Raw genomic sequence first — 23,894 nt, 5'->3', positions numbered from 1 at the left:
CGCGAGCCACAAGAACCGCGTCGACTGCCGCGCGGGTCGACTCGTCACGGATGCGCGTAGATGTCCAGCGTCGTCTTGGCCGACGCGTGCCGTAGAGGCGCCTGGACGGTCTTCACGTCGGCACCCGGCGCGATCAACAGCGACGCGAAGTAGTGCCGCAGGTCGTGAAGGCGGAAGTCCGCGGGGATGTCCGTCACGTCCGCGTCCTTGTCCTTCTTGCGCGCCTTCGCCGCGTCAGCACGCACGCTCGCCCTGACGCTTCGCATCTGACGTTCTAGCGTCCAGAGCGGAAGCTGCTGTCCCCACGCATTCGTCAGCAGGTCTCGGCCGGATACTCGGCCACCTGTACCGACAGCTCTACCGCGAGCGGCAGGCATCGGGATCCCTGTCCGACCTCCATCGGACCATCCCCGCGTACATGGGGAGCACGTCTCACTCGGCCAGGCGCTGATCCCGACCGGCGGACCATCCCCGCGTGCGCGGGGAGCACCAGACGACCTCGCGGCGGCCGTGGACGATCTCGGGACCATCCCCGCTTGGCGGGGAGCACTTGAGCATGGACGGGGTGGCGTTACGGGTGCCGAGATTATCCCAGCGTGAGCGAGGAGCACGGTGAGCCCGCTTTTAAGGCGGGTGCGTCGCCGGGACCATCCCCGCGTGGGCGGGGAGCACGCCCTGCGGCGCCCGCGCGAGACGGGTGGGCGGGGACCATCCCCGCGTGCGCGGGGAGCACCTGGCCGGTCGGCTTGTCCTTCTTCTCTGTGAGGGACCATCCCCGTGTGCGCGGGGAGCACTCGTAGACGCGCTCCATGGTCGGCGCCTTTGGGGGACCATCCCTGCGTGCGCGGGGAGCACGATGCCGCGATCGGGTAGCCCGTACGCGAGGAGGGACCATCCCCGCGTGCGCGGGGAGCACGCCTGCACGACGTGCACGAAGGTCGTGGCGAGGGGACGTTCCCCGCGCGCGCGGGGAACACTGCGCAGGTCAGAGCTAGATCAAGTCGGACGCCGGACCATCCCCGCGTGCGCGGGGAGCACTTGCCGACGCCCTGACCGGACAGCCTGACCTCGGGACCATCCCCGCGTGCGCGGGGAGCACTCGTCCCCGCCCCGCTTGGGCAGATTGCAGGGGGGACCATCCCCGCGTGCGCCGGGAGCACTGATCGGGCTCCGGTCAGCGGAGCCGGGCCAGGGGACCATCCCCGCGTGGGCGGGGAGCACTGGACCTACCTGGCGCAGCCCGCCGTCCTGGAGGGACCATCCCCGCGTGGGCGGGGAGCACGCCAGGTCAGGGTCGGCCAGGTGGAAGGCCAGGGGACCATCCCCGCGTGGGCGGGGAGCACACCATCGACGTGGCGCGGGCCGTCCTGCGCACGGGACCATCCCCGCGTGGGCGGGGAGCACAGCATGTCCCGGCCAGCTGCGGTGAAGCGATAGGGACCATCCCCGCGTGGGCGGGAGCACCCGCCGCCGCTGCTGACGGCTCTGGTCGGCGGGGGACCATCCCCGCGTGTACGGGGAGCGCCGCCCAATGATCGCGATCGTCGTGGTCTACGCGGGACCATCCCCGCGTGTGCGGGGAACACGGTCACTCACCGGAGGCCCAGCTCCCGTTCGAGGGACCATCCCCGCGTGTGCGGGGAGCACGGACCGGGGTCGACGTGGATCTCGGGGTGGATGGGACCATCCCCGCGTGGGCGGGGAGCACATCCCAGGATGTCGCCCAATGATCACCGTTGTGGGACCATCCCCGCGTAGGCGGGGAGCACCGGTCCCGCCGCCCGTCGACCACGCCGGACACGGGACCATCCCCGCGTGTGCGGGGAGCACCCGAGGGGCCGGACGGTGAGGTGGTGTGGAGTGGGACCATCCCCGCGTGTGCGGGGAGCACTTCACCACGAGCGAGACGTCGTTGCGCATCCAGGGACCATCCCCGCGTGTGCGGGGAGCACGAATACCGCACCACCCGTACCGGCACCCCCGAGGGACCATCCCCGCGTGTGCGGGGAGCACAGCCACCACAGCCCGCCGAGCTGGTGCAGCGCGGGACCATCCCCGCGTGTGCGGGAGCACTCTTACTGACCTGCGGGTTCATCGAACGATCGTGTTGTTTTGAAGCACTTTGCCAGGCTCCGAGGCCTCGGACGAGCAGGCAACAAAGCGTACTGGTCAACTCTTGCCGAGGGGTCATGATCATCATCTGGGCTCGGCCCCGGGTCTGCGAAATCAGGATCTTGCCGCGGCAGGGCGGCCCCAATTGGGCCGTCCCTGAGACGAGGATCGGCCACACACCCTGGCTCGGTGGAGATCCGTCGTGTAGCGCGTCCGGGGCGGAACCGGGGGCGGACGGACGTCCGGTGATTGCGCCGCCGGTACGCGCCGAGCCGCTCGGCCTCCATGACTCGGGAGTGCACCACGTCGGCGGGCGGCTGGCCAGCAGTATGCGACCGGTTCGAAGAAGTATGCCGTGGCCCCGGGTGGACCCATCCGGACCCGGGGCCACGGGGTCTAGCGCTGGAGCCGCCGGGCGACGTCCAGGTGCGGGTCGGGGAGGTGCGCCGGGACGAACAGGCGGGTCACCCGGCCGTGCAGGATCCCGCGCCACCAGCGCGGATCCCCCTCCTCGGCGTAGGCGGCCCCGACGACGTCACCCGACTCCGCGTCCACCATGACGAACATCGTGGTGTCGCCGACGAGCTCATAGCCCGCGCTCACCGGTCGCCTCGTCGTGGCCGGGACGCGCGGCGGCGGGAGGGGCGGTCCTCCCGCCGCCGCGCGGGCGGCCGGGCCATCGGGTGGACGTGGCGGGGCCCGCCCAGCAGCCACCACCACGTCCACGACCCGCCCATCGGATCCTCCAAGGGAGCGGCATAGGAGCGGCGCATCAGTTGCCCCGGGCCCGTGGCATGCCGTCGTCCCGGACGGTCATGCCCTCTAGCAGGTGCCGGACCTGCCCGGCCAGGTCGTCCACGGTCTTGGCCTCGACCAGGCGGTACCCGTGCTCGCTCCACGGCCAGGGCAGCATGGCCCAGTAGCGGCCGGTGGCGTTGCCGTGCCAGTACCGCACCCGGCTTCCGAGCGGCACGGTGCCGGGCGTGCCAGGGGCGCCCGGGATCGGCGTGCCGCTCATGACGCGCTCGCGGCGGCGACGTGCCGCACGGCGGCGTCCACGTCGTCGATGGGACCGATCTCCTCGCCCATCCCCCAGCGGAACACCCCGCGCGAGCAGACGACCACCAGCTCGCGCCCGTTCTCACCTGCGACGATCACGTTGGTGGCGAACACCCGGGCCGCGATCCCGCGCCCGTCCAGCCCGGCGGCGAGCGCGCGCAGCGCCTCCTCCTGCCTGTTCACCGCGCGGCCTTCCCGTCCTCGGCGGCGCCGACCTTGCGCAGTTCCTCGCGGAGCTCCTCGGCGGTATCGGCCGCCAGATCGGTCACCACGCCCGCCCCGTACGAGCCGTCCGGCCGCGCGCGCCGGACGGGCCGCGTCGCCCACCACCGCCCGGTGTCACTGGTGTAGATGATCGACCAAGAGGAGAACTCCTCCCGCAACGCCGCCTTCCGCTCCGCGACGGCGTCCGCTCCCGGCGGCTGTTGTACCTTGCCCATAGCCGGACCTCGTTTCCGGTCAGACCCCGGGCACCCCCGGTGTTCCCGCACCGGGCCGGGGTCGTTTTGTCGCAACGGCTCCCAGCGATCACGCGCCTCCGGGAGGCGGAATCCGATCGCGACACCACGAAACCGCGGCACGACGTCCACGGGCCAGAGCACGGCCGGTGCATCATTAGGGCAACATTGAGGCATCCTGCGGTTTGACCAGCGCCGACTCCTCAAATGAGGTCTCATTGAAAGACCAGCACGAGGAGGCATGATGACGTTAAAGCGGCGACGGCTCGCCTTGCGCCGACGATCGGTGGGATACAGCCAAGAGCAACTGGCCGATCGGCTCGGTGCAGAGCGATCAACGGTCGGCCGCTGGGAGCGCGCCGAAACCGACCCTATGCCCTGGATTCGTCCTAAACTCGCCAAGGAACTAAAGATCAGTCTGGACGAATTGGACGAGCTCCTCCGCAACGTCGAAGCAGATCCCAGGGATCGGTCTATCCAGGGCCATACTGAAGCGGGTACCGTGACGTTCATCTGCAATCCCGACTTCTGGGACGACGATGTGAAACGCCGTGAGCTGCTTCAGGACACCACGACCCTGACCGTGGGCGCCGCCGCTGCCCCGGTCCTGGCCGCCCTCTCCCAAGGCTGGCGCGACAGCGAGCCGTCCCTCCCCGGGGCCAGCGTCTCCCGGGGGATGATCGACGATTGGGAGAACGTCTACGACGTCCACGTGGCCAGCTACGTGCACGACCCTCCCCTGGTGGTGCTGGAGGCCCTCGCGGCGGATTGGGCCGATATCGCGCCCCACCTTCGCCGGAACCAGCCGCCCGACGTCGACCTCGCGCTGGCCCACGCGGCCGCCCGGCACGCGTTCCTGATCGCGGGGGGACTCGTGGAGATCGGGGACCGCCGTCACTCGCGACGCTGGTGGGACAAGGCCCGGTCTCTCGCGGACAAATCCGAAGATCAGAGTCTCGCGTCGTACTCCCGCAGCTGGGAGGTCACCACCCGGCTCTCCGATGATCGTGAGGATCCGGCCCGCCTCATCCCACTCGTCCAGGAGGCACGACGGCTGGCGGGGACCCGTCCCACGCACTCTCTCATCTACGCGGTGGCCGTCGAGGCTGAGGCGCACGCGGCGGCCGGGGACCTGCGAGCCGCAACCGCCGCCATTCGTGATGTCGAAACGCTCTTTCCGAAGCTTCCCACGACCGGACGGCAATGGGGCGAAGATCGTCTGCGGTACGTCCAAAGCCAGATCTACGCATGGGCGGGTGATGCGAAGCGCGCCGGTGAGGCACAGGATGCCGCTCGTCCTCTCTTCAGGTCAGGTCAGCACCAAACGGTTCAACTCAAGCTGCATGTTCCTGTGATCCACGCGCGAAACGATCCGGAACAGGCCCTTGCCCAGGCGCTCGGCATCATCGACGCGCTTCCTGAGGAACGGCGCGTCGCGCGGATCAGGTCGAACGCCCGGCGCGTCATCTCCGTGCTGCCGGAGAAGGCGCGAACCCTCCCGGCCGCGCGGGATTTGCAGGCGCTGACCTCTGGGATCTGACCAGGCCGCACGTGAGCGTGGGAACATAGACCCGTTTAGCGGGTTTCTGGCGACAGAACAGGCATTTGCCATTTTTCGGCAATGGGCCGCATGGCGGAACTACCAGGAAAGCGTCCTCTCACCTCCTTGGGGTGTATCGCTTTGGCTCCAAAAGACTACGATCCGGAGTGAAGTGAACACACACCGCAAAGGAGTTCGTCGCATGAAATCGATGCTCGCCCCCGCCCTCCTGGTGGGTGGCATCCTCGGCGCCACCCTGGCAGGGACCGCGCACGCCGCCGATCTCGAACGCACGGCCGGGCCGGAGTACCTCGTCCTGTACTCCGAGCCCGACCTGAAGGGCTCGAACAAGCCGATCGAGACGAAGCCGGGGTGCGTGCCGGTCAACCCGCCCTTCCGCGCCAAGTCCGCCGGCATCAGCTCGCCCCAGTTCAAGGCGATCCTGTTCGGCACCGGCAACTGCACCGGGACCCCCCAGGCCGAGCTCGGTCCCGCGAGCTGGAAGAACCTGCCCAAGGAGATCTCGGTCGGCTCGGTCTCCTTCGTCCACAGCGTCTGACAGGCCGAGGACCGGCTCCCCCGCGAATTCAATGATCATCGGCGCGCGTCTCGCCGCTGGCGACCGCCACGGGCTCCCCCAACGCCGCCCACGCTCATCCCCACGCGTTTCTGAACACATCCCGGCGCGGGCACATGAGATCGACATGTGCCCGTGTCGGGCCCCGGGGGCTTTTGGAACCGTCTCAGCAGCTCGAATCGCTGTTCTCCGCCGGTCGTCGTCACGGAGAACGCCGACTGCGCGGTCACCGTGGCGTCATGCGAAAGCCCGCATCCGAGGTGCTGACGTGCAGCGGCGAAGGCCCTCGTGAGTTCTCACGGATCCCGGTGACCGCTTCCTTCTGCGATGCCCTCCGGCCCGGCCGCAGGGAGTGATCGCGCCTTCTCCAGGTCGGCACCGTGATGTCGAGGAGGGGGTGGGGATCGTCGCCGGGGACGGCCATGCCGTCCGGTGCCTGCCACGGCGACGGCGCTCACAGAGCAGGTCTGCGGCGATCGCATGTGCGGCACGGCGTGTGTGTTCGGTGGTTCGGCCGCAGCGGTGGTCGTGGCGTCCCGCCGACGAGATCGGAGGCGACTCGATTGCGAGGGTGAGAGGCGACTCGATCGCGGGGGTGAGAGAAGGTCTCGGTGGCTTGGGCTGTGGCGGGCCCGCGTCCGGACACCGGTTCCGTGTCCGAGCGTTGCCGCGGGCCCGCCACGTCTTACCGCACTGCGGGTGGGTCCGCGAGGGGATCGGCGGGGAGCCGGCCGGGTGTCGCCCTCTCCCGCCGGTGACCGATCCGCCTCGCGGGTCTCACCTGGTCATCCGTGGTTGCCGACGCCCTGGGCGGCGCACGTGTCCGTGTTCTGGTTCGCGGTGGGAACGAGGACGACGGGCACCGAGAGCACGGGCACGTTGTTGCCGCACAGCCCGAGGTTCAGGTTGGCGAGGCTGTTGCCGTTGGACTGGATCGGCCCGGTGTCGGCCTGGGCCTGGGGGGCGACGGCGGGGGCGAGGGTGAGCAGGGCGGCGCTGGCGAGGCCGCCTATGGCGATGGAGACACGGCGCTTCATGTGTCGACCACTCCTTGTAGTTGTCGGGAGGCTTTAAGTTACTGGCCCGGCGATGGTAACAGAAAGTGACGTCATAGCAACTGATCGCTGCATCTTGGTCAGGAGGCTGTGACCTTGGTGGATAGTTGAGGCAGGGTTGGACAAGGCGGCACTGGAGATACTCATGTGTTCTGACCCTCCGCGACGGGAGATCACCCCACTCGTACCGCTATGTCCCGCAGCGTCGGCCGACGAGGGCGCCGTAGCGTCCGCACGGGTCTTCTCGGCGTGGCGCGATGGCATGATGTGGCCGAACAAGTGAGGAGTGTCGGGTCTTGAGCGGTGCCGAGCCGAAGGAGCTTCTGAGGAGCGGGCGCGCACTGCTCGACGCGGCCCGCGGCCTGCTCTCCGACCACCGGCACGCCCTCGCCGAGGTGCACCGGGCGCTCGAACCGCTCAGGCAGGACGGCGCGCGCGAGCAGCTCGCCTCGATCCCGGTCGCCCGTCTCAAGGACGTGACGGACGGGCGCCTGCGTCTCGCGCCGCTTGAGCAGGGCGGGTTCTCCACCGTCCTGGACGTGCTGGACGGCACCCCGTACCGGCTCCAGCTCCTTCCGGGCATCGGCCCGCAGACCGCGCGGCAGGTCCACGCGGCGGCGCAGCAGCTCGCGGACGCGGCGGCGCGGACCGCCGGGATCCGCCTCGACGCGGAACGGCGGGACGAGCGGACGACACCGCTGGTCATCGCCCTGCACCGGCTGGTGGGCGCCGGGCCGGAGCTGCCGTACGCCAGGGCCGCCGCCGCGCGGCTGGAAGAGTTGCTGGGCCCGCTCGTCCACGACGCGCGGCCCGAGGCGTCGTGGTGGCGGAGGCTCGTCGCGGGGGCGGCGAAGCGGGAGCGGGCGCGGGCGGCGCTCGGCGGGCTCGCACAGGTCGTGGACGCGGAGGCCGCGCGCGGCACCGGGCTGCTCCTCGCGCAGCCGTCCGCCGACCTGCTGCGCCCCGGCGTCTCCCCGGACGAGGCGTGGATCGACTTCGAGCTGCGGGCGTCCGATTACCAGACCCTCCTGGCGGAGCTGGCCGCGCTGGAGCCCGAGCGGGACGCGGCGGAGGGGTTCCTCCCCGGGGACCTCGCGGCGAGGGTGAAGGCCCAGCCGCTGGACGACGCGCACCGGCGCGTGTCGCTGCGCGGCTACCAGTCGTTCGGGGCGCGGTTCGCGCTCGTCCAGAGGCGGGTCATCCTCGGTGACGAGATGGGCCTCGGGAAGACGGTGCAGGCCATCGCCGCCATGGCGCACCTGCGGTCGGAGGGCTGGACCCACTTCCTCGTGGCGTGTCCCGCCAGCGTCCTGATCAATTGGGTGCGGGAGATCGAGACGCGGAGCACTCTGGGGGCGCATCCCCTGCACGGGCCGGGGCGCGCGGCGGCGACGAAGGAGTGGGCGGCGTCCGGCGGCATCGCGGTGACGACCCTGGACTCGCTGCACACGCTGGACGTCCCCGAGGACGTCGCGCCCGGGATGTTCGTCGTGGACGAGGCCCACTACGCCAAGAACCACGAGACGCGGCGGGCGAAGGCCGTCGCGGCCTGGTGCGCCCGGACCGAGCGGGTGCTGTTCCTCACCGGCACCCCGATGGAGAACCGCGTGGAGGAGTTCCGGAGCCTGGTGGCGCATCTGCGGCCGGAGCTGGTCCCCGGCGTCCGCCCGACCGACGCGGCGGTGGGGCCGGAGGCGTTCCGCAAGGCGGTCGCGCCCGTCTACCTGCGCCGCAACCAGCGGGACGTGCTCGTGGAGCTGCCCGAGGTCGTGCACGTGGACGAGTGGGAGGAGTTCAGCCCGGCGGACGAGGCGGCCTACCGCGCGGCCGTCGCGGAGGGCAACTTCATGGCGATGCGCCGCGCGGCGTACGCCGTCCCGGAGCGGTCGGCCAAGCTCGGGCGGCTGGCGGAGCTGGTGGAGGAGGCCGCCGCGAACGGGCTGAAGGTCGTGGTGTTCTCCTATTTCCGGGACGTGCTGGCCGCGGCCGCGGACGTGGCCGCGGCCGCGGACGTGGCCGGGCCGGAGGTGCGGGGCCCGATCGACGGCCGGACGCCGGCGGCGCGGCGGCAGGAGCTGGTGGACGCGTTCGCCGCGGCGCCCGGCCACGCGGTGCTGCTGGCGCAGATCCAGGCGGGCGGGGTCGGGCTGAACGTCCAGGCCGCGTCCGTGGTGATCATCTGCGAGCCGCAGGTGAAGCCCACCATGGAGACGCAGGCGGTCGCCCGCGCCCACCGGATGGGGCAGGTCCGCACGGTGCAGGTGCACCGGCTGCTGACGCCCGGCGGCGTCGACCGGCGGATGCTGGAGATCCTCGCCGTCAAGACGCGGCTGTTCGACGAGTACGCGCGGCGCAGCGACCTCGCCGAGCGGAGCCCGGACGCGGTCGACGTCTCCGAGCAGGCCCTCGCCCGGCGGATCGTCGAGGAGGAGCAGGAGCGGCTCGGCACCGCCGCCCCCTGACCCGTGGCCGGCGCGGCCCGGGCGGGGAAGAACCCGCGGGGCGCCCGTGTTGCGATGGTCGGACGTCATCGAGATCAAGGGGGATGTCATGGCCGAGGTCCGGGTGGAGCGCACCGGCGGCGGGTTCCGGGCGGTCAACGACCGGGGCGCGGAGGTGGCCGTCGGCGACGGGGAGACCGCGGGCGCGTTCACGCCGGTCGAGCTGCTGCTGGCGGCGCTCGGCGGCTGCGAGCTGGTCACCGTGGAGCCGCTGACGGCCAAGCGCGGGCACCGGATGGCGCGGCTCGCCGCGTCCGTCCGGGCCGACAAGGTCGCCACGAGCACGCTCGGCACGATCACGATCACCTACGACGTCGAGCTCCCCGAGGGCGACGCGAAGGCCGCGGAGGTGCTGGCGGCGGTCGCCGGGCGCGTCCACGAGAGCTACTGCACGGTCGGCAACGCCCTCAAGGAGCCGATGAAGGTGGAGCAGGTCGTCTAGGAGGCGGGCCGCAGGCGGCACCGGCCGCGGGCACCCGCCCGTCGAGGAGGTAGGCGTCGACGACGCGGCGGACGCACGCGTCCCCGGTGTCGTAGGCGCCGTGGCCCTCCCCGTTGAGGGTGAGGAGGGTGGCCCGGCCGCCGAGCGCCTCGGTGAGCCGCGGCGCCCACGCGTACGGGGTGGCCGGGTCGCCGGTGGTGCCGACGACCAGGATCGGGGCGGCGGACGGCGCGGAGACGTCCCGCGCGGTGTCGTCGCCCTTGTAGGGCCAGCCGGTGCACCGCAGAAGGCCCCACGCCATCGCCGCGCCGAAGACCGGCGAGGCCGCGCGGAACCGGGGCAGCAGCCTGCGGACGTCGGCGGTCGTGTACCGGTCGGTGCCGTCCGCGCAGGAGATCGCGGTGTGGGCGGCGGCCAGGTTGCTGTAGGTCCCGTCCTCGCGGCGTCCGTTCTGCAGGTCGGCGAGGACGCGCAGGAGGGTGCCGTCGCGGCGCTTGGACGCGTCGACGAGGCCCTGCGCGAGCACCGGCCAGGCGCGCCGGGAGTAGAGGGCGGCGGCGACGCCGCTGGTGCCGAGGCTCTCGGTCAGCCGGCGGCGGCCCCCGGCGGGCAGCGGGGCGCGGTCGAGCCCGGCGAGGATCCGGCCGGTGGACGCGGCGACCTCCGTCCCGTCGCGGCCCAGCGGGCAGGAGCGGCGGCCGAGGGCCGCGCAGGCGGTGCCGAAGGCGCCGAGGGCGCGCTGGAACGCCGCGGCCTGCTGGAGTGCCAGGTCGGCGCCGGTGAGCCGGGTGTCCACGGCGCCGTCGAGGACGGCGCGCCCGACGTCGCCGGGGTGCTGGTGGGCGTAGCTGCCGCCGAGCCAGGTGCCGTAGGAGACGCCGAAGTAGTGCAGCTTCGCGTCGCCGACCGCCCGGCGGATCATGTCCATGTCGCGGGCGGCGCCGGCCGTGCCGACGTGGGGCAGGAGCCTGCCGGAGCGTGCCTGGCACTCGCGGACGTAGGATTCCGCGTCGTCGGCCAGCGCCTTCTCCTCCGCCGCGTCGTCGGGGGTGGAGTCCCGCGCGGCCAGCCGGTCCATTTGGCGGCCGTCGACGCAGGTCACAGGGGCGCTGCGGCCGACGCCGCGCGGGTCGAAGCCGATCAGGTCGTAGCGGGTGTTCAGGTTCCGGTACTCGCCGGCGGACTGCGCGAGGGTGCCGACGCCCTCGCCGCCGGGGCCGCCGAAGTTCATCAGCAGCGAGCCGGCACGGGGGCCGCCGCCGGTGGCGGGGACGCGGATCACGGCGATGCCGATCGTCTCCCCGGACGGTTCGGCGTAGTCCAGCGGCACCGCGACGGTCGCGCAGCGGATCCCGGCGGGCGGCGGTCCCGCGTCCGGCGGGGGCGAGGGAAGCCCGGTGCACCGCCGCCATTCCACCGGCCGTACGGGTGGTGGCCCAGGGGATGGTGCGGCGGATGGGCCGGCCGAGGCGCGCGGACGGCCCGGCGCGCCGCCCATGAGCAGTCCGGAAGCGGTCAGGACGGTGGCACCGACGACCACAATGCCTGGTATCGATGCAAACCGGCGCATATGTCCCCCTGTTCGATTCACAGGGGGCCGGTCGGGACCTACCCCTCGCCTCCTATGCTGATACCTGATCAACTTCATAGGCTCCGCGCGGGGAGCGGCCCTTGGGGGGGATCCCCCTGAGGACCCCTCCCCCGAAAGTCCGGACACCGCATCAGGGTTGTACTACTCAGGTCTGAGATGAAGACCATTCGGTGCGGTGATCTCAATCAGGGGGCCGCGAGGCAAAGATAGGTAGCATGGCCCAGACCGCCCCCCCAGCAGCCCGCCAAGGCCAGGCCGGACCGGCCCGGCGAGGCGAGCCGCGCACGACCGCCGCGACGACGCGGCGAAGGGTGCTCGCCGCACCGCCGGTGTGGCGTGAGCTCATGCTCATCGTGCTCTTCTACACCGGCTATACGCTGACCCGCATCGTCCTGGTTCAGGACGGCACCGCGTCGGCGTTCGCCCACGCCGACCAGATCCTCGGGGTGGAGCGGTTCCTGGGCATCGATGTGGAGCTGGGCCTGAACCAGACGCTGCTGGGCGTGCCCTGGCTGGCGCGCACGGCCAACATCTTCTACGCCACGATGCACTTCATCGTGACGCTCGCGATCGTCGTGTGGCTGTACCGGTACCGGCCGCAGGACTACCGGTGGCTGCGCACCTCGATCATGGTCGCCACCGGGATCGCGCTGCTCGGCTTCTGGCTCTACCCGCTGGCGCCGCCGCGGTTCCTGCACAGCGAGGGCTTCGTCGACCCGGTGACCGCGCTGCACTCGCTCGGCCTGTACGCCAGCGACGCCTCGGGCAGCCTCACCAACCAGTACGCCGCGATGCCGTCCATGCACGCCGGATGGGCGCTGTGGTGCGGGTTCATCCTGGTCAGGCTCGCCACCCAGCGCTGGGCCAAGATCGTCGGCGTGCTCTACCCGGCCACGACGGTCTTCGTGATCCTGTCCACCGCCAACCACTACGTCCTGGACGCGGTCGCCGGGATCGCGCTGATCGCCGGGTCCCTCGGGCTCTCCTGGGCGCTGTACATGCGCTGCCCCAGGCAGATCCTGGAGCTCCGGCACCGGGTGGCCCAGGGCATCGCCGAGCGCCTCCCCCAGCGGGCGGACCAGCGTCCCGCACGGCCCGCGGGACGCCCCAGGCCCGGGACCCGGGCCGACTCGGCGGCGGCCGGGGGTGCGTCCGGGTCCGGCATTTGACACGATAGGAAGAGTGGCCAGCCCGGCACCTCTTCCCGGGACCGGCCGCGGCGTGGCCGGCGGCGCGGCGGGCGGGCGCCGTGCTGCCCCGTCCAGGCCCCGCCTGTGGCCCGAGATCCTGCTGCTGGTCCTCTGCTACCTCGCCTACCAGGCGGTGCGCAACCTGGTGCCGGCCGAGCACGCGATGGCGGCGCACCGGGCCTACGAGATCCTCGAACTGGAGTCCTCACTCCACCTGGACGTCGAGTACGACCTGAACCGGATGTTCACCGCGCACACGGCGCTGGCGGTCACAGCGAACTACTTCTACGCGGTCATGCACTTCGCCATGACGATCGGCGTCATGGTGTGGCTCTACCTCCGCCGCCCCGCCCGCTACGCGGGATACCGGACGCTGCTGTTCACCACGACGCTGCTGGGCCTCGCCGGGTTCTGGGCCTATCCGCTGGCCCCGCCGAGGATGCTGCCCGGCTTCACCGACACCGTGATCGCCTTCGGCACCTGGGGGATCTACGACTCGGGGGCGGGCGCCTCGGTCACCAACCAGTACGCCGCGATGCCGTCCATGCACACCGCCTGGTCGCTGTGGTGCGCCGCGGCGCTCATCGCGGCGGCGCGGCGGTGGTGGACCGTGGTCCTCGCGGCCCTGTACCCCGCCGTGACCATCGTGGTGATCATGGGGACGGCGAACCACTTCCTGCTGGACGCGGCGGGCGGCGGCCTCGCCCTGGCCGGCGGCCTCGCCCTGTCCCGCGGCGCGTTCCGCGTGGCCGCCCACGCCAGGCAGCCCGGTCACCCGCCCGCGCCGTAGAACACGCGTTCGACGACGGTGCGGGCGCGGCGGGCGTGCCTGCGGTAGTCCTCCAGCAGCTCGCCCGTCCCGGAGTAGCCGAGGACCTGGCCGACCGCGCTGCGCTCGCGGTGGTGGTCGGTGGGCAGCAGGTCGGACGCCCGGCCCCGCACCAGCGTGATCACCCCGCGGATCCGGGTGGCCAGGCGCCACGCCTCGGCCAGGACGGCCGCGTCGTCCTCGTCCAGCAGCCCGGCGGCCACCGCCGCGTCCAGGGCCGCGAGGGTGCGGGTGGTGCGCAGCGCGGGGGCGGCGTGGGCGTGCCTGAGCTGCAGCAGCTGCGCGACCCACTCCACGTCCGAGAGGCCGCCGGGGCCGAGCTTGAGGTGCCGCCGCCGGTCCACCCCGCGCGGCAGCCGCTCGGACTCCATCCGCGCCTTCAGCCGCCTGATCTGCCGGACGGCGTCCTCGCCGACGCCGTCCTCGGGGAAGCGGATCGGGTCGATCAGCGCGCGGAACCGCTCGCACAGCCCGGGATCGCCGATCAGCGGGTCGGCGCGCAGCAGCGCCTGCGCCTCCCAGGGCTCCGACCAGCGGGCGTAGTAGGCGGCGTAGGACGACAGCGTGCGGACGAGCGGCCCCTGCCGCCCCTCGGGGCGCAGGTTCGGGTCGATCTCCAGCGGCGGGTCGGGGGCGGGCAGCGACAGCAGCCGCCGCAGCTCCTCGGCGACGGCGTGCGCGGCCCGGCCCGCCGCCCGCTCGTCCGCGCCGGGCAGCGGGTCGTGGACGAACATGACGTCGGCGTCGCTGCCGTAGCCGAGCTCGTGGCCGCCGAACCGGCCCATCGCGACCACCGCGACGCGCGTGGGCAGCGGCCCGCCCGTCGCCGTCTCGACCTTGCCCTCCGCGGCCCGCAGCGCGGCCTCGACCGTCACGGTGGTGATGTCGGTGAGCGCCTCCCCCACCACCCGGACGTCGGCGAGGTCCAGCAGGTCGGCGACCGCCACCCGGAACAGCTCCCGGCGGCGCAGCGCCCGCACCACCGCGACCGCCTCCTCCGGGGCGGGGACGCGGGGCGCGGCGGCCCCGGCGGGCACGTGGCGGCGGACGGCGGCGAGGGCCTCCGAGCGCAGCGCCTCCGCCGGGCGGGGCGCCAGGCCGGTGGTGCTGCCGAGCATCGCGACCGCCTCCGGCGCGCGCAGCAGCAGGTCGGTGGCGTAGCGGCTGGAGGCGAGCACACACGCCATCCGCTCGGCCACCGTCACCTCGTCCCGCAGCAGCCGCAGGTACCACGGGGTGGTCCCGAGGGCGTCGCTGACCTGCCGGAACCCGAGCAGCCCGGCGTCGGGGTCGGGCGCGTCGGCGAACCAGCCGAGCATGACCGGCAGCAGCGTCCGCTGGATCGCGGCCCGCCGCGACACCCCCGCGGTGAGCGCCTCGATGTGCCGGAGCGCGCCCGCCGGGTCGGCGTAGCCGAGCGCCTCCAGCCGGGCGCGGGCGGCCTCGGGCGTGAGCCGCGACTCCTCCCCGGGCAGCCGGGCGACGGCGCGCAGCAGCGGCCGGTAGAACAGCTTCTCGTGGATCCGGCGGACCTCCCGGGCGTGCCGCCGCCACAGCGCGGTGAACTCGCCGACGGGGTCGGTGCGCAGGCCGAGCGCGCGCCCGAGGCGGCGCAGCCCGGCCTCGTCGCCGGGCACGAGGTGGGTGCGGCGCAGCCCGCGCAGCTGGACGAGGTGCTCGACGCGCCGCAGGAACCGGTACGCCGACGCCAGCGCCGCCGCGTCGTCGCGTCCGACGTAGCCGCCCCGCGACAGCTCTGACAGCGCGTCCAGGGTCGCCCGGCTGCGCAGCCCCTCGTCGGCGCGGCCGTGGACGAGCTGGAGCAGCTGCACCGCGAACTCGACGTCGCGCAGCCCGCCGGGACCGAGCTTGAGCTGCCGCTCGGCCTCGGCGGTCCGCTGGTTGAGGTCGGCCTCGACCCGGCGCCGCATGGCCTGGACGTCCTCGACGAAGCCCTCGCCCTCGGCGGCCTTCCACACGAGCGGGACGATCGCGTCCATGTAGCGGGCGCCGAGCCCGGCGTCCCCCGCGACGGGCCGGGCCTTCAGCAGCGCCTGGAACTCCCAGGTCTCGGCCCAGCGGTCGTAGTAGGCGCGGTGGCTGGCGAGGGTGCGCACGAGCGGCCCCGACCGGCCCTCGGGGCGCAGCGCCGCGTCCACCTCCCACAGCGCGCCCTCCGCCGTGCTGGACGAGCAGGCCCGCATCATCGCCGATGCCAGCCGGGTCGCCTCGCGCAGGGCGGCGTCCTCCCCACCGGCGCCGCCGGCGTCCTCGCGGGCCTCCGCCACGAAGATCACATCGACGTCGGAGACGTAGTTGAGCTCCCGGCCGCCGCACTTGCCCATCCCGATCACCGCGAGCCGGCACCGGCCGTGCCCGGGGACCTCGGCGCGGGCGACGGCGAGCCCGGCCTCCAGCGCGGCGGCGGCGAGGTCGGCCAGCTCGGCGGCCACGTCCGCGACGTCGGCGTTGCCGATCAGGTCGCGGCCGGCCAGGTCCAGCACCCGGCGCCGGTAGGCGGCGCGCAGCGCGGTGAGCGTCTCCGGGCCCGGGCGGGCGGCGACCGGGTCGTCCGCGCCGGGATCGGCGCCGACCGCCTCCAGCAGGTCCGCGCGCAGCTCCGCCGCGGCGGGCCGCCGGGCGGGCGGCCCGTCCTGGAGCGATCCATCGTCGCGCAGGACCCGCCAGTCCCCCGGATGCCGGACGAGGTGGTCGGCGAGCGCGGCGCTCACCCCGAGGACCGTGGTCAGCCGCTCCCGGGTGCCGGGCTCGGCGCCGAGCGCGGTCCGCAGCGGGCCGTCCTCGCCCCGCTCGGCCGCCGCCGTGAGGAGCCGCAGCAGCCCGTCGAGGGCGAGGTCGGGGTCGGCGGTGGCGCCGAGCGCCTCCAGCAGGTCGGGGCCGAGGGCGGCGCCGGCGGCGCCCTCGGCCTCCAGGATCAGCCGCCCGGCGCGCCCGGCGTCGGTGAATCCCAGCCTCGCCAGGCGCCCGGTCAGGGAGGGACGGCGGTCGGTCCATGGCTCGCTCACGGCCTCAACCGTAATCCGGCGGCGCCCCCGGCACCTACAGGACGGCCAGGAGCCGCTTGCGCTCGAACGCCGTCACCTCGCGCCGGTACTCCTCCCACTCCTGGCGCTTGTTGCGCAGGAAGAAGTCGAAGACGTGCTCGCCGAGGACGTCGGCGACCAGCTCGCTGCGCTCCATCGCCCGGATCGCCTCGTCCAGGTTCTGCGGGAGCGGCTCGATGCCGAGGGCGCGCCGCTCGGCGACCGTGAGCGCCCACACGTCGTCCTCGGCGCCCGGGGGCAGCTCGTAGCCCTCCTCGATGCCCTTCAGCCCGGCGCCGAGAATCGCCGCGAACGCCAGGTAGGGGTTGGCGGCGGTGTCCAGGGAACGGAACTCGATGCGGGTCGAGTGGCCCTTGTGGGGCTTGTACATCGGCACCCGGACGAGCGCGGACCGGTTGTTGTGCCCCCAGCAGATGTAGGACGGGGCCTCTCCCCCGGCGCCCGCGGCCGACCCGACGTTGCCCCACAGGCGCTTGTAGGAGTTCACCCACTGGTTGCACACGGCGGTGATCTCGGCGGAGTGCCGCAGCAGCCCCGCGATGAACGCGCGCCCGGCCTTGGACAGCTTGAACTCCGCGCCCGGCTCGTAGAAGGCGTTGCGGTCGCCCTCGAACAGCGACATGTGGGTGTGCATGCCCGAGCCGGGGTGCTCGGTGAAGGGCTTCGGCATGAACGAGGCGAACACGCCCTGCTCCAGCGCCACCTCCTTCATCACGAGCCGGAACGTCATGATGTTGTCGGCGGTGGTGAGCGCGTCGGCGTAGCGCAGGTCGATCTCCTGCTGGCCCGGGGCGCCCTCGTGGTGGCTGTACTCCACCGAGATGCCCATGGCCTCCAGCATCGTGATCGCGTTGCGCCGGAAGTCGTGCGCGGCGCTGTGCGGGGTGTGGTCGAAGTACCCGCCCGCGTCGGCGGGCTCGGGCTCGCCGCCGTCCTCGGGACGGTCGTTGAGCAGGAAGAACTCGATCTCGGGGTGGGTGTAGAAGGTGAAGCCGAGGTCGGCGGCGCGGGCCAGCGCCCGCTTGAGGACGTAGCGGGGGTCGGCGAAGCTCGGCGTCCCGTCCGGCATGAGGATGTCGCAGAACATCCGGCCCACGCCGGGCGACTCCGACCGCCAGGGCAGCACCTGGAACGTGGACGGGTCCGGCTTGGCGATCATGTCGGCCTCGTAGACGCGCGCGAAGCCCTCGATCGCCGAGCCGTCGAAGCCGATGCCCTCCCCGAAGGCCCCTTCGAGCTCGGCGGGCGCGACCGCCACCGACTTCAGGAACCCGAGCACGTCGGTGAACCACAGCCGGATGAAGCGGATGTCGCGCTCCTCCAGCGTGCGGAGCACGAACTCCTGCTGTCGGTCCACTGCCCTCTCCCTCGATGGTGCCCGGCCGGCCCGGAGACGGCTCCTGGACCGGCTACCCTGCAGTATGCCCGTCGGCTGTTACCGCGACGTTACGCGAGGGCTCCTCTTGACCGGAACATATCCGACGACTCACCCCTCACCATCCCCGACCCGGGTGGCGGCGGGATCCAGGACCCGGGACAGGAACGCGCGCGTCCGCCCCTGACCGGGGTCGGTGATCATGCGGGCGGCCGGCCCCTCCTCGACGACCACGCCGCCGTCCATGAACACCACCCGGTCGGCGACCTCGCGGGCGAAGCCCATCTCATGGGTGACCACGAGCATGGTCATCCCCTCCTCGGCCAGGGCCCGCATCACGCCGAGGACGTCGCCGACCAGCTCGGGGTCCAGCGCGGACGTCGGCTCGTCGAACAGCATCACCTCGGGTCCCATCGCGAGCGCCCGCGCCATCGCCACCCGCTGCTGCTGCCCTCCGGACAGCTGCGCGGGATAGGCGCCGACCTTGTCGGCGAGCCCGACCCGGTCGAGGTTCTCGCGGGCGATTCGCTCGGCCTCGGCGCGGCCCCGGCGCAGCACCTTGCGCTGGGCGAGCGCGACGTTGCCGAGGGCGGTCAGGTGCGGGAACAGGTTGAACGACTGGAACACCATGCCGATCCGGCGGCGGACCGCGTCGATGTCGACCTCGGGGCCGGTCACCTCGGCGCCCGCGACGCGGACGGTCCCCGCGTCCGGCTCCTCCAGCAGGTTGACGCAGCGCAGCAGCGTCGACTTGCCCGAGCCGGACGGGCCGATGACGCACACCACCTCGCCGCGCTCCACGTGGAAGTCGATGCCGCGGAGCACCTCGTTCGCCCCGAACGACTTGCGGAGCCCGCGGATCTCGATGGCGCGGCCGCCGCCGGCGGCCGCCGCGGGCATGCCGGGACCGGTCATCGCTGCCCCCTGCGCTGGCGCGCCTCCAGCCGCCGGGCCAGCAGGCTCAGCGGGATCGTGATGATCAGGTAGCAGATGCCCGCCACGATGATCGGGGTGGTGTTGCCCTCCTGCCCGGCCAGGTCGCGGCCGAACTTGGTGAGCTCCCGCTGCTCCAGCGTGATGCCGAGGAACAGCACCAGCGAGGAGTCCTTGCACAGCAGCACCAGCTCGTTGGTGAGCGGCGGGACGATGATCCGGAACGCCTGCGGCAGGATGACCGACCGCATCGCCCGGCCGTGCGACATGCCGAGCGACCGCGCGGCCTCCATCTGCCCCCTCGGGACGGCCTGGATCCCGGCCCGGATCGTCTCGGCCATGTACGCCGCGGCGGCCAGCCCGAGCGCGAGGCCGGCCTGCCCGACGGCGCCGCCGGGGATGGTCGTCCCGGGGAAGGCCAGCGGCACGCCGACGCCCACGAAGATGAAGATCAGCAGCAGCGGCAGGCCGCGGAACGTCTCGATGTAGGCGGTCGCGAACCACCGGTACGGCGGCGCCGACGACAGCCGCATCAGCGCGACGACCAGGCCGCCGGCCAGCCCGAGCCCGAAGCCGACCGCGGTGTAGACGGCGGTGTTGCGCAGCCCGACCGTGATGATGTCGGGGAACAGCTCCTTGGCGACGCCCCAGTTGGCGAAGTTGAGCCGCAGCGTCGGCCAGTCCGCCAGCAGCACGACGGCCAGCACGACGGCGGCGAACAGCGCGTACTGCGCGCCCAGCGAGAGCCGCCGGCGGCGCCGGCGGGACATCCCCGCCGGTGGCGCCGCCTGCGCGGACTCCGCCGTCACGACGGGCGGCCCGGTGCCGGCATCGGGCCGATCCATTTTTCGTAGATCTTCTTGTAGGTGCCGTCGGCCCTCGCCTGCGCGATGGCCTGGTCGGTGAGCTGGACGAGCCGCGGGTTGTGGCCCTTGCGGATCCAGAAGCCGTATTGCTCGCCGGTGTTGAGGTTGGCGACGATCTCGTAGCCGGTGTTCGCCGGGTCCTTCAGCCAGCCCTTGACGACCGGGTAGTCCTGCACGATCACCTTGACCTGGCCGGTGCGCAGGCCGTCCAGCTCGGCGTTGGAGTTGTCGAAGGACGCCGGGTCGAGGCCCTTGCCCTTGACGTAGTCCTCCCCGGTCGTCCCGGCCTGGGAGCCGAGCTTGAGCTTCCTGGACTTCACGTCGTCGAGGGAGGTGATCCCGCTGCCCTTCTTCGCCAGCAGCGCCTGGGTGGCGTCGAAGTAGGGCCGCGACACGTCCATGAACGTCGTGCGCTCGGGGGTGATCGTCATGCCGCCCATCACGATGTCGCATTTGCCGGCGTTCAGCGCCGCGCCCGTCTTCATCGTCTCGAACTGGGTGTCGACGACCTTCTGCGTGACGCCCAGCTTCTTCGCGACCAGGTCGACCAGGTCGACGTCGAGGCCGACGACCTTGCCGCCCCGCTCCACCTGGAACGGCGGGTACGGCAGGTGCGTGCAGGACGTGAGCCTGCCCTTCTCGACGAGCTTGACGCCCTGCACCGTGGCGCCCTCGTCCCCGCCGCACGCCGACGCGGTCAGTGACAGGGCGGCCAGGCCGGCGCCCAGGGCCCAACGCGTGGTCCGTCTGGACACGTCTCCTCCTGAGTCGATCGTGATCAAGCACTATGTCACGGCCGCCGGGGGGACCGGCAGACTCGCCCGTGACCGTCCCCACATACCCTTTTCCCCAAGAATTGACGTGGCGATCATGGGCCCGGCCGGGCCCGGTCACTAGCGTGGGCCGGGTCGTGGACATCTCACTTCTTCTCTCGACGACCGACCGGGCGGCCCCGCTGGCCGCCCCGTCGGTCATGCATCCGGAGTCGTGGCAGCTGTGCGCGCAGGTGGAGTCCTGGGCGCGCGGCCGGGGACTGGTGCTCGGCGACCCCGACACCTCCCCGCTCGGCCGGGCCAGGTGCGAGCGGCTCGCCGCGCGGGTCTTCCCCGACGCCGAGCTCGGCGCCGTGGACCTGTTCGCCCGCTGGCTGACGTGGGCGCTCGCGCTGAGCGACACGCTGGACCACCCGCCGCTCGCCGACAGCGGCAGCGCCGTCCACGGGCTGTACGACGACCTGCTGCGCGCGATGCGGCGCGGTCACGCCCGTCCCGGCGCCCGCCCGCTGGAGGCGGCGCTGGTGGAGCTGTGGCCGGCCACGTCCCGCGCCATGAGCCGCGACTGGCGCCGCCGGTTCATGCTGCACCTGGAGGCGCACCGCGACGGCTGCGCCGAGGAGGCCGTGAACCGCCGCATCGGGCACACCCCGGAGCCCGCCGAGTACGCGCCGCTGCGCCGCCGGGCCTGCGGCCCGTTCCTGTTCGACCTGATCGAGCCGGTGCTCGGCGTCGAGCTGTCGCCCAGGTTGCTGCGCACCCCCGACTGGAAGACCCTCGCCGACAGCGTCGCCGACGTCGTGGCCTGGGCGAACGACCTGGCCTCGCACGACCTGGAGTCCGGGCGCGGCGACGTCCACAACCTGCCGGCCGTCCTCGCCGCCGCCCACGGGGTGGACATCGCGCGGGCCGGCGACATGGTCGTGGAGCACATCGAAGACCGGCTGGAGGCGGCGTGGAAGGCGGCCCGCAGGCTGCCCGACATGCTCGACCGGCTCCAGCTGACCGTCGCGCAGCGCGCCGCCGCCGCGCAGGTCGTGAAGGTCCTGCTGGACACGCCCCGCGCCCACCTGGACTGGCTCGCCGAGTCCGGCCGCTACGAGTCCCAGGGCACCCCGTCCTCGATCCGCCTGGACGCACTGGCCTCCCTGCGCTAACACCCCGGGGCCCGTCTCAGGGCGACCTCTCCGTGACGCGTGCGCGCCCGGGCCGAGGCCGCGGCGGACACGGCGAGGGAGTCGCCCTCCGGGGTGCGGACGTAGAGGACGCGGCGCCCCAGCCGGTGCCCGGTGACCAGGCCGCAGGCGCGCAGCACACCAAGGTGCTGGCTGACGGCCCCCGCGGTGACGCCCATCCGCTCGGCCAGCTCCGTCGTGGACGCCGGGGTGGCGAGCACGGTGAGCAGCTCGGCGCGGCGGCGCCCGATGAGCGCGGCCAGCGCGCCCGGCGCGCGGCCCCCGCCCGGACCGGGCGGCCCGCCGGACTCCCACAGCGTCGCCACGCCGGTCGGCGGATAGCTGAGCATCGCCTGGTAGGGCGGCAGCATCACCGACACGCTCGGCCACACGAACACGCTCGGGACGAGCAGCAGCCCCCGCCCCGCGAGCCCGCCGCGGAACTCCCAGCGCCGGTCGATGGACAGCGTCCCGGCGCGCCACCCGACCGCGTCGTGCAGCCCGGCGAACACGCCCTCGGCGCCGCGCGCGGCGAGGGCGTGGGCCCGGCGCAGGACGTCGCCCTCCAGCAGATCGCGGACGCGCGGCCAGAACGGCTCCAGCGCGGCCGCCCAGTACCGTTCGAGGAGGTCGGCGACGGTCTCCAGGGTCCGCGCGGGGTCGTCGGCCATCGCCAGCCGCCCGGGTACGGCGCTGTCGCCGCGCTCGGTCCAGCGCAGCTCGGCGGCGACCACCTCGGGCGGCGTCGCGCGGACGGCGTCCAGCTCGGCGCCGAGGTCGGGCAGCGGGGTGACGGGCGGCGGGGTGAGGAAGTCGGGGATGTACCCCCAGGACGGGACGAGCTCATGGAGCGGTCCGAGGTCGAGCCCGCGCAGCCGGGGGCGGACGGTGCGGGCCCACGGCAGGTGCAGCGCGTGCCCGGACGGGTCGGCGAGGACGCGCAGGCTGCGCACCATCTCCCACAGCGGGGAGAACGCGAACCGGACGCGGGCGACGTCGTCCGGCGCGAACACCAGCTCGATCATTTAGTCCAGCCTAAATCAGTGTCGCGCGACGCGGGACCCCCCGACCATCGGGTGAGTGACCAGCCTGGAAGACACTCCTGTCGGCCCCCGTCCGGGCAGGGTCGCGGCCTTCCTCCGGGAACGCGTCGGCGGCCTCCCCCGGCCCTTCTGGGTCCTGTGGACGGGCACGCTGCTCAACCGGCTCGGGACGATGGTCGGGCCGTTCCTCGGGCTGTACCTGACGACGACGCGCGGCCTGTCGCTCGGTGAGGCGGGCGTGGTGATGGCCGTCCTCGGCGCGGGCACGTTCGCGGGACAGCTCGCGGGCGGCGCGCTCGCCGACCGGATCGGGCGGCGCGCCACGCTGACGTCCGCGACCGTCGGCAGCGGCGCGGCGATGCTCGCCCTCGGCCACGCGCGGACGCTGCCCGCCCTCGTCGCGGCGGCGCTGGTGCTCGGCGTGCTGCTGGACATGTACCGTCCCGCGTCGCAGGCGATGGTGGCCGACCTGATCTCCCCGGCGGACCGGCCGCGGGCGTTCGGCCTGCTGTTCTGGGCGGTCAACCTCGGCTGGGCGTTCGCGATGGTGCTCGGCGGGACGCTCGCGCGGCAGGGCTTCCTGTGGCTGTTCTGGATCGACGCGCTGACCTGCGCGACGTTCGGGGTGCTGGTGTGGCGCGCCGTCCCGGAGACACGGCGGCGGACCGCGGGCGGCGCCCGCGGCGGGTTCGGGCGGGTCCTGCGCGACCGGGTCATGGTCGCGTTCGTGCTGATCACGGGCGTCTTCGCGTTCGTGCTGACGCAGTGCATGACGACCCTGCCACTGGCGATGAAGGAGGAGGGCCTCGGCCCGCAGGCGTACGGGATCGCCATCGCCGCCAACGGCGTGCTGGTCGTCGTCGTGCAGCCGCTGGCCGGCGCATGGCTGAGCCGCCGCGACCACAGCCTGGTGCTGGTGGCCGGGTTCGCGCTGGCCGGCGTCGGGAACGGGCTGACCGCGCCGGCGTCGTCGCTGCCCGCGTTCGTCGGCGCGATCCTGGTGTGGACGGCCGGGGAGATCATCGCGGCGGCCGTCCTGCAGGCGGTCGTCGCCGACCTGGCGCCCGCCGACCTGCGCGGACGCTACAGCGGCATGTACGGGCTGGCGTGGTCGGCGGGGTTCCTGCTGGCGCCACTCGGCGGCACCCGGCTGCTGGAGGCCGGCGGCCCGCCCGCGCTGTGGCTGACCTGCATGGCGCTCGCCCTGGTCTCCGCCGCGGGGCAGCTCGCGCTCGCCCCGGCCATCCGCCGCCGCCGCGCCCTCACCCTCGCCACCCTCTTCTCGTCAAAGTGACGAGACTGGGGCGAGG

Annotated in this window: 22 protein-coding genes and 2 CRISPR repeat arrays; of the genes, 8 read left to right on the top strand and 14 right to left on the bottom strand. The window is 73.1% G+C overall.

The window, feature by feature from the left end; translation table 11 throughout:
* Positions 1–44: 44 nt before the first annotated feature.
* The 6 genes from AGRA3207_RS33605 to AGRA3207_RS33580 form a co-directional block, all read right to left on the bottom strand.
* Positions 45–245 (bottom strand): tyrosine-type recombinase/integrase, encoded by a 201-nt coding sequence (locus AGRA3207_RS33605; protein WP_231331141.1) that lies wholly within the window; start codon positions 243–245, stop codon positions 45–47.
* 398 nt (positions 246–643) lie between these two features.
* Positions 644–1,404: direct repeats of the CRISPR family, unit length 29 nt.
* 91 nt (positions 1,405–1,495) lie between these two features.
* Positions 1,496–2,013: a CRISPR direct-repeat array (repeat unit 29 nt; unit sequence GGGACCATCCCCGCGTGTGCGGGGAGCAC).
* 495 nt (positions 2,014–2,508) lie between these two features.
* Complete coding sequence (locus AGRA3207_RS33600; protein WP_231331140.1) at positions 2,509–2,715, bottom strand: hypothetical protein; 207 nt, start codon at positions 2,713–2,715, stop codon at positions 2,509–2,511.
* Positions 2,712–2,861: a hypothetical protein gene (locus AGRA3207_RS33595; protein ID WP_231331139.1), complete on the bottom strand. Its 150-nt coding sequence runs from the start codon at positions 2,859–2,861 to the stop codon at positions 2,712–2,714. The genes AGRA3207_RS33600 and AGRA3207_RS33595 overlap by 4 nt, the downstream gene beginning before the upstream one ends.
* A 23-nt stretch (positions 2,862–2,884) precedes the next feature.
* Positions 2,885–3,130 carry a hypothetical protein gene (locus AGRA3207_RS33590; RefSeq protein WP_231331138.1) on the bottom strand — a complete coding sequence of 82 codons (246 nt, stop codon included), beginning with the start codon at positions 3,128–3,130 and terminating at the stop codon, positions 2,885–2,887.
* Complete coding sequence (locus tag AGRA3207_RS33585) at positions 3,127–3,354, bottom strand: hypothetical protein (RefSeq protein WP_231331137.1); 228 nt, start codon at positions 3,352–3,354, stop codon at positions 3,127–3,129. The genes AGRA3207_RS33590 and AGRA3207_RS33585 overlap by 4 nt, the downstream gene beginning before the upstream one ends.
* A complete protein-coding gene (locus AGRA3207_RS33580) occupies positions 3,351–3,611 on the bottom strand; it encodes a hypothetical protein (protein ID WP_231331136.1) in 261 nt (86 codons plus the stop codon). The genes AGRA3207_RS33585 and AGRA3207_RS33580 overlap by 4 nt, the downstream gene beginning before the upstream one ends.
* A 262-nt stretch (positions 3,612–3,873) precedes the next feature.
* On the opposite strand from AGRA3207_RS33580, the gene AGRA3207_RS33575 reads away from it, so the two are divergent.
* Positions 3,874–5,169 (top strand): helix-turn-helix transcriptional regulator, encoded by a 1,296-nt coding sequence (locus AGRA3207_RS33575; protein ID WP_231331135.1) that lies wholly within the window; start codon positions 3,874–3,876, stop codon positions 5,167–5,169.
* 202 nt (positions 5,170–5,371) lie between these two features.
* Entirely contained in the window at positions 5,372–5,728 is a 357-nt protein-coding gene (locus AGRA3207_RS33570) for a hypothetical protein (RefSeq protein WP_231331134.1), read from the top strand.
* Positions 5,729–6,531: 803 nt separating this feature from the next.
* Here the strand turns inward: AGRA3207_RS33570 and AGRA3207_RS33565 are convergent.
* On the bottom strand, positions 6,532–6,783 hold the full coding sequence (locus tag AGRA3207_RS33565) for a hypothetical protein (RefSeq protein ID WP_231331133.1): 252 nt from the start codon (positions 6,781–6,783) through the stop codon (positions 6,532–6,534).
* A gap of 314 nt (positions 6,784–7,097) precedes the next feature.
* Between AGRA3207_RS33565 and AGRA3207_RS33560 the strand changes: the two genes are divergently transcribed.
* A complete protein-coding gene (locus AGRA3207_RS33560) occupies positions 7,098–9,263 on the top strand; it encodes a DEAD/DEAH box helicase (RefSeq protein WP_231331132.1) in 2,166 nt (721 codons plus the stop codon).
* Positions 9,264–9,309: 46 nt separating this feature from the next.
* Positions 9,310–9,744: an OsmC family protein gene (locus AGRA3207_RS33555; protein WP_231331131.1), complete on the top strand. Its 435-nt coding sequence runs from the start codon at positions 9,310–9,312 to the stop codon at positions 9,742–9,744.
* Here AGRA3207_RS33555 and AGRA3207_RS33550 read toward each other — a convergent pair.
* Positions 9,710–11,161: an alpha/beta hydrolase gene (locus tag AGRA3207_RS33550; RefSeq protein WP_231331130.1), complete on the bottom strand. Its 1,452-nt coding sequence runs from the start codon at positions 11,159–11,161 to the stop codon at positions 9,710–9,712. The two genes, AGRA3207_RS33555 and AGRA3207_RS33550, sit on opposite strands and share 35 nt — an antisense overlap.
* A 389-nt stretch (positions 11,162–11,550) precedes the next feature.
* Between AGRA3207_RS33550 and AGRA3207_RS33545 the strand changes: the two genes are divergently transcribed.
* Both AGRA3207_RS33545 and AGRA3207_RS33540 read left to right on the top strand, forming a co-directional pair.
* Entirely contained in the window at positions 11,551–12,504 is a 954-nt protein-coding gene (locus AGRA3207_RS33545) for a phosphatase PAP2 family protein (protein ID WP_231331129.1), read from the top strand.
* A gap of 13 nt (positions 12,505–12,517) precedes the next feature.
* Positions 12,518–13,315: a phosphatase PAP2 family protein gene (locus tag AGRA3207_RS33540; RefSeq protein WP_231331128.1), complete on the top strand. Its 798-nt coding sequence runs from the start codon at positions 12,518–12,520 to the stop codon at positions 13,313–13,315.
* Here the strand turns inward: AGRA3207_RS33540 and AGRA3207_RS33535 are convergent.
* The 5 genes from AGRA3207_RS33535 to AGRA3207_RS33515 form a co-directional block, all read right to left on the bottom strand.
* Positions 13,297–16,380: a bifunctional [glutamine synthetase] adenylyltransferase/[glutamine synthetase]-adenylyl-L-tyrosine phosphorylase gene (locus tag AGRA3207_RS33535; protein WP_231331127.1), complete on the bottom strand. Its 3,084-nt coding sequence runs from the start codon at positions 16,378–16,380 to the stop codon at positions 13,297–13,299. The genes AGRA3207_RS33540 and AGRA3207_RS33535 overlap by 19 nt on opposite strands.
* A 34-nt stretch (positions 16,381–16,414) precedes the next feature.
* Positions 16,415–17,776, bottom strand: coding sequence for a glutamine synthetase family protein (locus AGRA3207_RS33530; protein WP_231331126.1), 1,362 nt, complete (start codon positions 17,774–17,776; stop codon positions 16,415–16,417).
* A gap of 129 nt (positions 17,777–17,905) precedes the next feature.
* A complete protein-coding gene (locus AGRA3207_RS33525) occupies positions 17,906–18,709 on the bottom strand; it encodes an amino acid ABC transporter ATP-binding protein (RefSeq protein WP_420830822.1) in 804 nt (267 codons plus the stop codon).
* The gene (locus AGRA3207_RS33520) at positions 18,706–19,572 is read right to left on the bottom strand and encodes an amino acid ABC transporter permease (RefSeq protein WP_231331125.1); all 867 of its coding nucleotides are present in this window, start codon (positions 19,570–19,572) and stop codon (positions 18,706–18,708) included. The genes AGRA3207_RS33525 and AGRA3207_RS33520 overlap by 4 nt, the downstream gene beginning before the upstream one ends.
* Entirely contained in the window at positions 19,533–20,348 is an 816-nt protein-coding gene (locus tag AGRA3207_RS33515; protein WP_231331124.1) for a substrate-binding periplasmic protein, read from the bottom strand. Before AGRA3207_RS33515 ends, AGRA3207_RS33520 begins: the two co-directional genes overlap by 40 nt.
* Before the next feature lie 155 nt (positions 20,349–20,503).
* On the opposite strand from AGRA3207_RS33515, the gene AGRA3207_RS33510 reads away from it, so the two are divergent.
* Positions 20,504–21,523: a terpene synthase family protein gene (locus AGRA3207_RS33510; RefSeq protein ID WP_231331123.1), complete on the top strand. Its 1,020-nt coding sequence runs from the start codon at positions 20,504–20,506 to the stop codon at positions 21,521–21,523.
* Here AGRA3207_RS33510 and AGRA3207_RS33505 read toward each other — a convergent pair.
* A complete protein-coding gene (locus AGRA3207_RS33505) occupies positions 21,520–22,566 on the bottom strand; it encodes an ArsR/SmtB family transcription factor (protein WP_231331122.1) in 1,047 nt (348 codons plus the stop codon). The genes AGRA3207_RS33510 and AGRA3207_RS33505 overlap by 4 nt on opposite strands.
* Positions 22,567–22,621: 55 nt before the next feature.
* Between AGRA3207_RS33505 and AGRA3207_RS33500 the strand changes: the two genes are divergently transcribed.
* Positions 22,622–23,878 carry an MDR family MFS transporter gene (locus tag AGRA3207_RS33500; protein ID WP_338028240.1) on the top strand — a complete coding sequence of 419 codons (1,257 nt, stop codon included), beginning with the start codon at positions 22,622–22,624 and terminating at the stop codon, positions 23,876–23,878.
* Positions 23,879–23,894 lie beyond the last annotated feature (16 nt).

The sequence above is a fragment of the Actinomadura graeca genome (genome assembly GCF_019175365.1).
In the GTDB taxonomy this organism is placed as follows: Bacteria; Actinomycetota; Actinomycetes; order Streptosporangiales; family Streptosporangiaceae; genus Spirillospora; species Spirillospora graeca.
This window is presented reverse-complemented; position numbering and strand designations above follow the sequence as displayed.